A 12,475-nucleotide genomic window follows, 5' to 3' on the forward strand; every position below is an offset into this window, starting at 1 on the left:
CCGGGCGCGGTAGCACGCCCAGTACCCAGCCGCCGACGAACGGATACCCGCCCGTGGCCAACCGCATCCACCCGACCGCCGTCATCGGCGAAGGCGTCGAACTCGGCGAGGACAACGTCATCGGCCCGTTCACGGTGATCGCCGGGCCGGCCCGGATCGGCGACGGCAACTGGATCGGCCCGCACGTGACGATCGGCACGCCCGGCGAAGACCGCAACCGTCCCCATCCCGCCTCCTGGGAAGACGCGCCGACCGGTGACCCGGATCACGATGGCCACGGCGTCGTCATCGGCAGCCGCAACCGGATCCGGGAGTACGTGAGCGTTCACCAAGGAACCTGGCGGACAACGACGGTCGGCAGCGACGGCTACTACCTCCGCAACTCCCACATCGCGCACGACTGCCTGGTCGGCGACGGCGTGACGATCGCCTCGAACGCCGTCACGGGTGGCCACTGCCACATCTGGGACGGGGCGAACCTCGGCATGGGCGCGATCCTGCACCAGAAGGTCGTGATCGGCCCCGGCGCGATGATCGGCATGGGCTCGGCGGTGCGGCGGGAGATCGGCGCGTTCACCATCGCCGTCGGCAACCCGGCCCGCGTCACCGGCGTCAACGTGGTGGGCCTGTCCCGCCGCGGTCTCGACGAGGAGACGATCGAAGCCCTCGGGCCGTGGCTGAAGGGCAAGGAAGGTCTCCCGGACGTCACGCTGCCCGGCGAACTCTCTACCTTGGTAAAGGCGTGGGACGCTCGCCCGCGCGAAGAGCACTAGGAGTCAACGCATGTCCGAAGTCGCCCCCAAGCTGCGCGAGGTCTTCGTCGAGGCGCTGGACCTCGACGGCGGTGTGGACGTCGAGAACCTGAAGTACCGCGACATCGAGGCGTGGGACTCGGTCGGCCACATGGCGCTGGTCGCGGCCATCGAGGACGAGTTCGACGTCGAGTTCGACACCGACCAGGTCATCGACATGTCGAGCTTCAAGGTCGCCGTGGACATGGTCACCGAGCTCCAGTCGAAGAATGACTGATCTGTCCGGTCGCGTCGCGCTTGTCACGGGCGGGACTCGGGGGATCGGCTTGGCCACCGCCCGCGTGCTCGTCGAGGCGGGCGCGACGGTCGTGCTCACCGGCCGAGACGAAGCTCACGCCAAAGAGGCGGCGGCTTCGGTCGGCGCTTCCGGGCTCGCCCTCGACGTCACCGACGCGAAAGCGGTGTCTTCGCTGGTCAGGGGTGTCGCCAAGGAGCACGGCAAGCTGGACATCGTCGTCGCGAACGCCGGGATCATGGAGGACGCGCTCCTCGGCATGATCAAGGAAGACCTCGTCGACACGACGCTGAGCACGAACGTCGCCGGCACGCTGCACACCGTCCAGGCCGCGGCCCGGGCGATGATGCGGAAGAAGTCCGGCGCGATGGTCGTGCTCGCCTCGATCGTCGGCGAGTACGGAAGCGCCGGTCAGACGGTGTACGCGGCGTCGAAAGCCGCGGTGGCGAACATCGCGAAGTCGGCGGCGAAGGAGCTCGGCCGGTCCGGCATCCGCGTCAACGCGGTCGCGCCGGGCGTGATCGAGACCGATCTCACGGCGGGCCTGAGCGAGGACGCGAAGGCCGAGAACGCCGGCAAGACGCCGTTGGGGCGCCTGGGCCGGCCCGAAGAAGTGGCGAACGCGATCCGGTTCCTGGTGAGCGACGAAGCGTCGTTCATCACCGGCCAGGTGCTGGGGATCGACGGAGGCTTGGTGCTGTGACGTTGCTGGGTGCGGGGGCTCGGCTGGTGGATGTGGCCGGGGGCCGCACGCTGGCGGGCGCGGAACTGTCGGCCGAGGTCGGCAAGCGGATGGAGGAGCTGGCCGCGCTGCCGGTCGGCGTCGTCTTCGCGCGGATGTCGGTCGACCTGCCGAGCGTGCTGACCTACCTGGGCGCGTTCGAGTCCGGGCGGGCGATCGCACTGATCGACCCGGCGTTGGACGCCGACGTGCTGGCCGGGCTGGTCTCGCGGTTCCGGCCGGCGGCCGTGCTGTCGGCCTCGGGGGACGCGCCCGAGGGGTACTCGGTGCGGGGCTCCGACTGGGTCCGTGACTCCGCCGAGGGCGTGCACCCGCACCCCGACCTCGCCGTCCTGCTGCCGACCAGCGGATCGACGGGCAACCCGAAGCTCGTCCGGCTCTCGCGGCAGGCGATCCTCTCGAACGCCGACGCCATCGCGCAGGTGCTGCACATCGACGCCGACGAGGTCGCGCCCACCTGCCTTCCGCTGCACTACAGCTACGGCCTTTCGGTGCTGAACTCGCACCTGGTGCGGGACGCGACCGTCGTGATCGAGCCGTCCGGCGTGCTCGGCCGCGGCTTCTGGGACGCGGTGAACACCTACGGCGTCACGTCCCTTTCGGGTGTTCCGTACCACTACGAAATGCTGCGGCGGCTCAAGTTCGACCCCGCGAAGTACCCGACGCTGCGGACGCTGACGCAGGCCGGCGGGAAGCTGCGCGACGACCTGATCGCCGAGTTCAACGACAAGATGCTCGCCGTCGGCGGCCGGATGTACGTCATGTACGGCCAGACAGAGGCGTCGCCGCGGATGACGACGGTGCCCGCCGAGCGGCTGGCCGAAAAGCTCGGTTCCGCCGGGCCGGCGCTGCCCGGCGGCAAGTTCGCGGTCCGTCGCGACGACGGCTCCGAGACCACGCACCCGAAAATCGTCGGTGAGGTCGTCTACCGTGGACCCAACGTGATGATGGGCTACGCGGACGACGAGTCCGGCCTGGCCAAGGGTGACGAATACGGCGGCGTGCTGGCCACCGGTGACCTCGGGTACCTCGACGAAGAGGGCTACCTGTTCATCACCGGGCGGCTCAAGCGCATCGGCAAGGTGTTCGGCAACCGCGTCAGCCTCGACGACCTCGAGCACGCCGTTCGCGCAGCGGCGGTGGGGATCGACGTGGTGGCGGCCGTGGCCGCCGGCGACAAGGTCGTGCTGTTCGCCGAGGGTGCCGACAAGGACATCTGCAAGGACGCGTCGCGGGCGTTGTCCGAGCGGCTGCACCTGCACGCCAGCGGGTTCGACGTCCGCCCGATCGACACCGTGCCGCTGCTGGCCAGCGGCAAGATCGACTACCGGACCTTGGAGGGGCAGGTATGAGTGTGTTCACGCGGTCGCAGGCCGACCGGGAAGCCTTGCTGCTGCCCGAACTCGGCGACCTGACAGTCCACCACCGGGCGAATTCCGAGGGCTACGACCGGATCCTGTCGTCGCTCGGCATCGCGCCGGACGCGGCCTTCGGCTCGATCGCGGACCTGCCGTGGCTGCCGGTGCGGATGTTCAAGACGCACGACCTCAAGTCCGTGCCGGACAGCGAGGTCTTCAAGACGCTGACGTCGTCGGGCACCACCGGCGCCGGCGCGTCCCGGATCTACCTGGACAAGGAGGCGGCGGGCGCGCAGACCAAGCAGCTGGGCGCGACGCTGCAGGAGGTCCTCGGCGGCGAGCGGCTGCCGATGCTGATGGTCGACACGATCGGCATCATCAAGAACCGCCGGTCGTTCTCCGCGCGCGGCGCGGGGGTGCTCGGCATGGCGAACTTCGGCCGCAAGCACACGTACGTGCTCGACGAGAACGACAAGCCGGACGTCGAAGCGGTCAAGAAGTTCCTGGCCGAGTACGGCGACAAGCCCTTCCTGATCTTCGGCTTCACGTTCATGGTGTGGCTGTACCTCTACGAGGTCGCGCGGGACAACGGCCTCGACCTCTCGAACGGGATCCTGATCCACAGTGGTGGCTGGAAGAAGCTGATCGACCGCGCGGTCGACAACACCGAGTTCCGGCGGCGGTTCAAGGAGGACACCGGGCTCACCCGGATCCACAACTACTACGGGATGATCGAGCAGATCGGCACGGTGTTCCTCGAAGGCCCGTCCGGGAACTCGCTGTACTGCCCGGACTTCGCCGACGTCGTCATCCGGAACCCGGAGACGTGGGAGGAGCAGCCGGTCGGGGAGCCGGGCGTGATCGAGGTCGTCTCGACGCTGCCGCGGTCCTACCCGGGGCACGTGCTGCTGACCGAAGACCTCGGCGTCTACAACGGCATCGACGACGGCGACTGGCCGGGCAAGCACTTCTCGGTCCTGGGCCGGCTGCCGAAGGCCGAGGCCCGCGGGTGCTCGGACACGTTCTCGGGAGCGGCGGCATGACATCTCTGACTCAGCGTTTCCCCGCCGCGCAGCCGGTTTCCGTGAGCGACCTGGTGGACCAGCTGCGCGCCGAGCCGCCCGGCGGCCGGTTGCGCGTCGGCGACCCACGGATCGTCGAGTTCGTGACGAAGTTCGCGCGCAAGCTATTGGCCCCGGCCACCGCGCGGCGGTTCCCGGAACTGGCGTCGCTCGGTTTCTTCCTGCGCAAGGGCGAGATCGCCAAGGCGCTGTCCACTCTGGACACTTCGGGGAACGCGCTGCGGTTCCCGCGCGGGCTGGTCTTCCACGTGCCGCCGGCGAACGTCGACACGATCTTCGTCTACTCCTGGGCGCTGTCCGCGCTGGCGGGCAACCACAACGTCGTGCGGGTGTCGTCCCGCTCGGCCGGGGCCGCCGAGGCGGTGCTGGAGGCGCTGAACGCCGCACTGTCCGAAGTGGACGCCGACACGGCGGCGGCCATCACGGCCACCCAGCGGATGGTGACCTACGACCGCAGCGACGAGGTGAGCGGCGCCCTGTCGCTGGCCGCCGACCTGCGCGTCATCTGGGGCGGCGACGCCTCGGTCGCGGCCCTGCGCAAGTACCCCCTCGCGCCGCACGCGCGTGACCTGACGTTCCCGGACCGCTCGTCCTTCGCCGTCGCCTCGGTGGCGGGCTGGCAGCGCGCGGCCGCCGAAGAGCGTCGCGCGGCCGCCGAGGGCTTCTACAACGACTCGTACTGGTTCGACCAGGCCGCCTGCTCGTCGCCGCGCGCGGTGTTCTGGGTTGGCGACGAGGCCGGCGCCCAGGTCGCGGGGAGCGAGTTCCGCACCTTGCTGGCCGAGGTGCTGGCGGCGAAGCAGCACGTCACGGAACCGGCCATGGCCGTCCAGAAGCGCGTCTCGGCGTACGGCGCGGCGGTCGACGGCTTGGTCAAGGAGATCGAGTTCCAGGGCAACGGCCTGGCCACCCTCGAGCTGGCCGACCCGGCCGTGCTGCCCCGCGAGTGGCTCGGCGCGGGTACCTTCGCCAACGCGCGAGTGTCCTCTTTGTCCGACTTGGTGCCGATCGTTCTCCGCAAGGACCAGACGGTCAGCCAGTTCGGCTTCACCGCCGAGGAGCTGACGGCGTTCGCGCACGAACTGGCCGGCCGCGGCGTCGACCGGATCGTGCCCTTCGGCAACGCGCTGACGTTCTCGGCCGTGTGGGACGGTTACGATCTGCTCTCCGAGTTCAGCCGCCTGGTCACGGTGCAGGCCTGAGGAGAGCCGTCGATGACGACAGTTGAGGACCTGCCGGCTGCCGGCAAACCGCCGAAGTCCACCAAGGCGAAGATCCTCGACGTCGTCCGCTGGGTCGCGATCCTGCTGGTCATCGGCTTCGCGGCGAAGCAGCTGGCGGCCAACTGGGGCGAGTTCTGGCACACCCTGCGGGACGTCGCCTGGGAGTCGTCGCTGCTCAGCCTGACCGCCCTGGTCGCGGCCATCCTGGTGTCGACCTGGGGCTGGCAGATGATGGTCGACGACCTCGGCAAGCCGATCGGCTACGCCCGCGGCGCGCAGATCTGCCTGGTCGGCTCGCTCGGCAAGTACGTGCCGGGCTCGGTCTGGGCGTACCTGCTGCAGATGGAGCTGGGCCGCAAGGCGGGCCTGGCCCGCGCCCGGATCTTCACGGGCTCCCTGATCCAGCTCGGCGTCGGCGTGGTGTCGGCGCTGCTGGTGTCGCTGCTGGCCGCGCCGGCGGTGTTCAGCAACAGCCCGCGTGCGCTGTGGCTGTTCGTGCTCATCCCGCTCGGCCTGGCGATGCTGCACCCGAAGATCCTGACCTGGGGCACGTCGCTGGTGCTGCGGATCCTCCGCCGCCCGCCGCTGGCCCACCCGCTGGGCTGGGCGGTGATCGGCAAGGTCTTCGGCGCCTCGACGGCGGCGTGGTGCCTGCAGGGCGTCCACCTGTGGCTCCTGGCCAACTCGGTCGGCACCCCGGGTATCAGCGGCTTCGTGCTGTGCGTGGGCGCGATGGCCGTGGCGATGACGGTGGGCACGTTCGCGTTCATCCTCCCGAGCGGCGTCGGCGTCCGCGAGGTGGCCCAGGTGGCGGTCCTGACGGCCAGCGGCCTGACGGTCGGCCAGGCCACGGCGTTCGCGGTGGCCTCGCGCGTGATGTTCACGGTGGCCGACCTCCTGACGGCTGGCCTGGCCGCGGTGGCCGCCCGCTCGGCCCGGCCGGTGACCGCTCCCGCCTGAGGCGAGTTGTCCACAGGATGTCCACAGGGTGTCCGCACCTGGGGACAACTCAGGACGTCAGCCGGTAGATCACCGCGTCCGGGTTGCGGTAGACCTCCCGCAGGAACGGCGCCCCGGCCAGCCCGATCAAGCCCGGCTGATAAGGCTTGCCCGGTTCCGTCGACGGCTTTCCCAGAATGACCCAGTGGATGTTCAACCGCCGGACGGCGGCCCGCACATCCGCGTCCGTCGAATAGTCGCGAAAGCGGTTCGCCAGCAATACCGCGTCCGACGGTGGTGAAGTTTCGTCGAAATGCGCGGCCACCGTTCGAATTCCTGTCAAAGCGTAAGTCCACGCGGTTCCGTCGAAGCGGTCGTTCATCGCCCACTCGCCCGGTTTCGCCAGTTTTCCGAGTTCCGCCATCGCCGATTGCTCGCCCGGCGTCACGCGCAGCGTCGACGGGTCGGCCGCCTGGTAGCCCGTGTACACCCGGTCCCCGTTGGAGCGGACGTACAGCCCGTTCGAAAGCACCACGAACCCCACGAGCACCACACCGGCGACGGCCACGGCGGGAACGCGCAGCCGGTCGCGCAGCCACGCCTGCGTCGATGCCAGGCCGTGCGCCGCCAGGACGGTCAGCGGGATCGCCGCCATCGAGAAGAACCGGAACGGGTCGTCCCACCACGGCCGGGACAGGGCCATCACGATCGGCGCGTTCGACGACGCCACCGCCATGTACGCCAGGCCCGTCACGGCCGCCGTCAGGCCGATCCAGCGCAAGGCGCCGGCCCGTGCGAAGAACACGATCCCCAGGAACAACGCCACCGACAGCCACACCTGCGGGTGCGGCTCGAAGTGCTGGAACCCCAGCAGGGCGCCCAGCGCCGTCGTCGCGCGGTACTCGCTGGGCCAGCCGTAGTACGGCAACGAGCTCTCGGCCAGCCCCAGCGCCCCGAACAGCTGCAGCCAGGCCACCAGCAGCGACACGACGGCGATCGGCGCCAGCGCGAGCAGGTCGCGGCCGATCCGCCGCCACGACTCCAGCCAGCGCTGCACCAGCACCGGCCCGGCGAACAGGATCCCGCCGAACAACGTCGACGAGTGGACGCACAGCAGGCCCACCGCGGCCAGCACCAGCACCAGGCCGGTGTCCGGCGCGACCCGTTCCAGGTACCGCCGCAGCGCGACCGCGGCCAGCGGCGTCAGCGTCACGCCCAGCGCGAACGGCAGCAGCGGCCCCCGGTCCATCGACTCGTAGACGCCCATCACCGGCGCCACCGCCGTCAGCGCCACCGCGCCCGCCAGCACCGCCCGGCCGCGGAACTCCCGCACCAGCGTCACCAGGGACAACGCCAGCAGGCCCGGCAGCAGCACGGTGTTCGCGTCGAGCGTCTCCGGGATCGACGCCCCGCTGATCCGGTACGTCACCGCCGCCAGCAGGTGGTAGGCGTTGGGGTAGAACACCGGGGCCGCGTCGCCGTACCAGTTCACGTGGCCTGTGCCGAACAGGCTGCCGTCGCCGGTGCCGGCGATGTAGCGGACCGCGTTCCCGTGGTAGACGGCGTCGAAGCCCTGCGACAGCACGCCGATCCGGCCCATGCCGAGCAGCGCCGCGTAAACGCCGACGGCCGACGCGAACAGCAGGCACGCCAGCACCGCCAGGTGGCCGCGCCGCGCCCACAGCCCCGGTTCCGGCTCCGGTGCCCAGCGACGCACCGTCAGTCTGCGGACGCCGGAAGCGACCCCGGCGAACACGACGGTCGAGACGGCGTACGTGAGGGCGTTGAACGGCACGCCCATCGCCGCGGTCCACGGCCCGGTGAGCCCGCCGATGGCGTAGCTCAGCAGGGGCGCCATCCCGGCCAGGACCCAGCCGCGCAAACCCGCGGCGAAACCGGTCACGAGCCCGGGCACGGCGATGACGACAATCGCGACGGTGACGGAAAGCACGGTCGAGACTAAGCCGCCCATGATCGGCCGAATGCGCTGGGGTGATCCGGCGACCGGTACCTTTCGGGACGTCACTTCGGCCGTCAGCCGCACCACCCGATCGGGTTATATTGACGAAGGAATTCTCCTGCCTTGCGGGCGCCGGCGGGCTGATCTTCGCCCATTCGGGCAAGTGATCGGCCGACGGGAAACGCCTCACCGCCGATGATCGATAGCCTGGCGAGAGGCCCGCCTGAGGAGCAGGTGCGCTGAGGACGGGAGGGGGCCGGGTGGTCTACGCGGTCGTGCTGGCGTGGCTGGTCCTCGCCGCGATCGTGGTGCTGACCTGGGGCCGCCTCGACACCGACCGCGGCTGGCGCGGGCTCGTCCTCGCCCTCACCCTCGGGCTTTCCCTGCTCCACCAGCTGCTGTTCGCGACCGTCACCGAAGACGCGTTCATCACGTTCCGCTACGCGCAGAACATCGCCGACGGCAACGGCCCGGTCTTCAACCCCGGCGAACGCGTCGAGGGGTACACGAACTTCCTCTGGCTGGTGCTGATCGCGCTTCCGCGCGCCGCGTTCGGCGCCGACGTGGAAGCCGCCGCGATCTTGTTCGGCGTCCTCGCCACGCTCGGCTGCGTGCTCGTTTCCTGTTTCCTCGTGAACCGGATCGTCGGCGCGGCCGCGCCGCCCGGCGCCGAGCCGCGTCCCGCCCTCGGCGTCGCCGCCGCGGTGCTCACGGCGAGCGCCGGCGGCCTCGCCGTCTACGGGCCGTCCGGCTCCGAGGTCCCGCTGTTCGTGCTCCTCGTCCTGTCGCTCGGCTACGCGCTCGCGGCGCGCCGCCCGGTCGTCGCCGGGGTGCTGGTCGCCTTCGCCGTCATGACCAGCCCGGAAGGGCTGGTGGTCGGCGTGCTGGCCGGCCTGTGGCTCGTCGGCGCCGCGTTCCGGGAGAAGCACAGCTGGTGGGCGCCGGTGGGGTACGTGCTGGGCGCGCTGGTCTTCCTGATTCCCCGGCTGGCCTGGCGCGCGACGTTCTACCAGCACTTCCTCCCCGCGCCGCTGGCCGCGAAGCTCGGCGGCCCGCTCGGTTCGCAGCTCGCCGCGGGCTGGCCGTACGTGTCGGGATTCGCTTTGGCGCACCAGGGTTTCCTGCTGCTCGGGCTGGTCGCCGCCGTCGCGTTGGTGCTGCGTCAAACCCCCGCTGTCGAAGCCCGCGCACTGATCTGGCTGCTGTTCGTGACGGCTCTCGCGCTGGCCGCGGCGGCGGTGCTCATCGGCGGCGACCCGGGCCCGTCGTGGCGGCTGCTGGCCCCGGTGCCCCCGCTGCTCGCGGTCGCGTCCGCGGCGGTGTTCGGCGTGCTGACCGTGGACGTCGAGGGGAAGCCGTCGCCCCGGCCGAGGTCGTCGCCGGCCGCGACGCGGCTGGTCCCGGTGGCCGCCTGCGGGCTGGCCGGGATCGCGGTGCTCGTCTCGGTGTTCAGCCCGGAGATGCTCGACCGCGTGCGCGACTGGCGCGCGCACGGCACCGAGCTCGCCGAAATCGGCGGTTGGCTCGGCGAGTACCTGCCGCCCGGGTCGGTGGTCAGCGGGGCCGCGCCCGGCGCGCTCGCCACCCACGGCGGGCAGCTGCTCATCATCGACGTCCTCGGCCGCACCGACGACCACATCGCCCGGGAAGGACGGCACGAAGGCGGCACCTCGACCGACTACGACTACGTCGTCAACGGCCGCCGCCCGACCGTCGCGGTCCCCGCCGAAGACGGCTACGCCGACCGCCAGCACTGCGCGATCGATCCGGTGTACGCGGGCAAGTACGAGGTCGCGACGTTCCGCCGCGTCGGCACGCCGTACTGGGTGTCGGTGTACCCGCGAGCGGAACAGGCGAAGTCGCTGGTCGCCGACCTCGACAAGGGCCCGGACTTCCGCTACGTACCCTGTCCGACGTGAAGCTCGACGTCCCGAACCGCCTGGGCGCCGAAGCCCGGCTCGGGATCGGGGTGTTCGGGACGGCGTTCGCCCTGTTCGTCGTGCGGTTCCTGGTGCCGCGCCCGATCGCGATGTCGAACAACGGCGACGGCGGCCGCGTGCTGTGCGGCGCCGGGATCACCTGGAAGGGCCTGCCGGAACCGTTCGTCCACCTCGCCTACACGGCCGCGCCCGACGCGCCGCCGTGCCGGCCGACGTACCTGCTGACGCAGAGCTGGCTCGCGGACCTGGCCGTCCGGATCGCCGGGGCCGCCGGCTTCCCCCGGACGCTGAGCCTGGTCGTGCTGGGCCTGCTCAGCAGCGTCATCGCCGCGGCGGCGATCAGCGCGATCGTGCTCGGCCTGCCGTACCGGCGCCGCACCCGGCTCTTCGTGGCGGCCGGGCTCCTGCTGGTCGTCGCCGACTCGGCGTTCTTCGGGTACTTCGCCGCGATCCTCGGCGAAGGCACGGCCTTCCTCGGCCTGCTGCTCGTCGCCGGCGGTCTGCTGCTGACCGCGCGTGAAGGCCGGTGGAGCTACGCGGGCCTGGCCGTGACGTTCGCGGGTGGCGTCCTGGCGGTCAACGCCAAGGTCCAGACGCTGACCATCCTGCCGATCCTCGCGCCGGCGATCCTGCTGGTCCGGCCCGGCGGGCTGCGCGGCGTCCGGCGATGGGCGTCGGCGGTGCTCGTCATCGGCGCGATCGGCGCTGTCACGCTCTACGCGCAGCAGAGCGTCGAGCCCGCGCGAGCGCCCGACGGCACGTACACGGCGTTCCCGGGCGACGACTCGCGCGAGATCAACGTCTTCAACTCGATCTTCTTGAACATCGTCGACGGGAAGCACGACACCCAGGCCGACCTGGCCGCGCTCGGGCTGCCACCGTCGTTCGCCCAGTACGCGGGCAACGGCTGGTGGCACCCGCACCCGGCGCGCGTCGATCCCCGCTATCCGCAGTACCGCACGCAGATGACCCGCGGGAACGTCATCGCGTTCTTCGCGAGCCACCCCGCCCGCACCCTCGAGGTGCTGAACCGGGCCGCGACCGACCAGCTCACCGCGCGACCGGACTACCTCGGCAGCTTCGAGCAGGACGCCGGGTTCCCGCCGCACGCGCAGGAATACCGCGTGCCGGTGGTGTCGTGGCTGACCGGCCTGATCGCCCCGCTCGGCCTGTTCGCGCTGGTGCCGATCTGGCTGATCGTGGCGGTCAGAGCCTGGTTTCACCGGCGGACCGCGCTGGGGGTCGTGCTGGCGCTCCTGTTCGCCGTCTCGGTGACGCAGTTCGGCACCGCGGCCCTCGGCGACGGCATCGAGGGCATCAAGCACCAGTCCGTCGCGCTGTTCTCGATCCTGATCGCCCTCGTACTGTGTTCTTCCCCGCTGAACAGGCGTTCCGAACCTACGGTCCCGTAACCTTGCCGGATGGCCGATCTCGTCTACCCGCCCGTGATCGCGGCGGCCCGGACCATGTTCCGGGTACTCGACAACCGCATCCGGGTCGAGGGCGCGGAGCACATCCCGCGCCGCGGTGGCGCGGTCATCGCGTGCAACCACATCAGCTACCTCGACTTCATCTTCTGCGGCCTCGGCGCGCGCCCGGCCAAGCGGCTGACGCGGTTCATGGCGAAGAAGGAGATCTTCGACAACCGGATCGCCGGCCCGCTGATGCGCGGCATGCACCACATCTCCGTCGACCGCTCCGCCGGCCTGGCCTCCTACCGCGAGGCCCTGGCAAAGCTGCAGGCCGGTGAGGTCGTGGGCGTCTTCCCCGAAGCGACGATCAGCCGGTCGTTCACCGTCAAGGAGATCAAGTCGGGCGCGGTCCGGATGGCCGCGGCCGCCGGGGTCCCGGTGGTGCCGATGGCGCTGTGGGGCACCCAGCGGCTCTGGACGAAGGGCCGCCCGAAGGACCTGACCCGCCGGCACGTCCCGATCTCGATCCTCATCGGCGAGCCGATGCACCCGGCGAAGGGTGACGACTGGGACGTCGTCACGAAGGAGCTGCGCACCCGGATGAGCGCGCTGCTCGACCGTGCCCAGGCCGAGTACCCGGAGCAGCCCGCGTCCGACGAGGAACGCTGGTGGCTGCCCGCCCACCTGGGCGGAACCGCGCCGACCCCGGAGGAAGCGGCCGAGCTGGACCGGCGCTAGAACTCGCACGTCCGGGGTCCGTGGCAGCGGCGCT

The 12,475-nt window shown here is 70.9% G+C and carries 11 protein-coding genes; 10 read left to right on the top strand and 1 reads right to left on the bottom strand.

Annotation, left to right across the window (positions count from 1 at the left end; translation table 11 throughout):
- The first annotated feature begins 53 nt into the window (after positions 1-53).
- The 7 genes from AB0G28_RS38845 to AB0G28_RS38875 are packed head-to-tail and all read left to right on the top strand — an operon-like array spanning position 54 to position 6,412.
- Positions 54-773, top strand: a complete 720-nt coding sequence (locus AB0G28_RS38845; RefSeq protein ID WP_361101470.1) for a UDP-N-acetylglucosamine acyltransferase — start codon at positions 54-56, stop codon at positions 771-773.
- Positions 774-783: 10 nt separating this feature from the next.
- Positions 784-1,029 carry an acyl carrier protein gene (locus AB0G28_RS38850; protein WP_003096467.1) on the top strand — a complete coding sequence of 82 codons (246 nt, stop codon included), beginning with the start codon at positions 784-786 and terminating at the stop codon, positions 1,027-1,029.
- Entirely contained in the window at positions 1,022-1,750 is a 729-nt protein-coding gene (locus tag AB0G28_RS38855) for an SDR family NAD(P)-dependent oxidoreductase (protein WP_361101474.1), read from the top strand. The genes AB0G28_RS38850 and AB0G28_RS38855 overlap by 8 nt, the downstream gene beginning before the upstream one ends.
- Positions 1,747-3,141, top strand: coding sequence for an AMP-binding protein (locus AB0G28_RS38860; RefSeq protein ID WP_361101477.1), 1,395 nt, complete (start codon positions 1,747-1,749; stop codon positions 3,139-3,141). The genes AB0G28_RS38855 and AB0G28_RS38860 overlap by 4 nt, the downstream gene beginning before the upstream one ends.
- Complete coding sequence (locus tag AB0G28_RS38865) at positions 3,138-4,190, top strand: acyl-protein synthetase (protein ID WP_361101480.1); 1,053 nt, start codon at positions 3,138-3,140, stop codon at positions 4,188-4,190. Before AB0G28_RS38860 ends, AB0G28_RS38865 begins: the two co-directional genes overlap by 4 nt.
- On the top strand, positions 4,187-5,431 hold the full coding sequence (locus AB0G28_RS38870; RefSeq protein ID WP_361101482.1) for an acyl-CoA reductase: 1,245 nt from the start codon (positions 4,187-4,189) through the stop codon (positions 5,429-5,431). The genes AB0G28_RS38865 and AB0G28_RS38870 overlap by 4 nt, the downstream gene beginning before the upstream one ends.
- Before the next feature lie 12 nt (positions 5,432-5,443).
- The gene (locus AB0G28_RS38875) at positions 5,444-6,412 is read left to right on the top strand and encodes a lysylphosphatidylglycerol synthase transmembrane domain-containing protein (RefSeq protein ID WP_361101485.1); all 969 of its coding nucleotides are present in this window, start codon (positions 5,444-5,446) and stop codon (positions 6,410-6,412) included.
- 49 nt (positions 6,413-6,461) lie between these two features.
- Here AB0G28_RS38875 and AB0G28_RS38880 read toward each other — a convergent pair whose 3' ends face one another.
- A complete protein-coding gene (locus AB0G28_RS38880) occupies positions 6,462-8,363 on the bottom strand; it encodes a DUF6541 family protein (protein WP_361101487.1) in 1,902 nt (633 codons plus the stop codon).
- Between the two features lie 248 nt (positions 8,364-8,611).
- On the opposite strand from AB0G28_RS38880, the gene AB0G28_RS38885 reads away from it, so the two are divergent.
- The 3 genes from AB0G28_RS38885 to AB0G28_RS38895 are packed head-to-tail and all read left to right on the top strand — an operon-like array spanning position 8,612 to position 12,441.
- Positions 8,612-10,270, top strand: coding sequence for a hypothetical protein (locus tag AB0G28_RS38885; protein WP_361101489.1), 1,659 nt, complete (start codon positions 8,612-8,614; stop codon positions 10,268-10,270).
- Positions 10,267-11,703, top strand: a complete 1,437-nt coding sequence (locus AB0G28_RS38890; RefSeq protein WP_361101492.1) for a hypothetical protein — start codon at positions 10,267-10,269, stop codon at positions 11,701-11,703. Before AB0G28_RS38885 ends, AB0G28_RS38890 begins: the two co-directional genes overlap by 4 nt.
- 9 nt (positions 11,704-11,712) lie before the next feature.
- Complete coding sequence (locus AB0G28_RS38895; protein ID WP_361101495.1) at positions 11,713-12,441, top strand: lysophospholipid acyltransferase family protein; 729 nt, start codon at positions 11,713-11,715, stop codon at positions 12,439-12,441.
- Positions 12,442-12,475: the final 34 nt, after the last annotated feature.

Source organism: Amycolatopsis sp. NPDC021455, assembly GCF_040640995.1.
Classification (GTDB): Bacteria; Actinomycetota; Actinomycetes; order Mycobacteriales; family Pseudonocardiaceae; genus Amycolatopsis.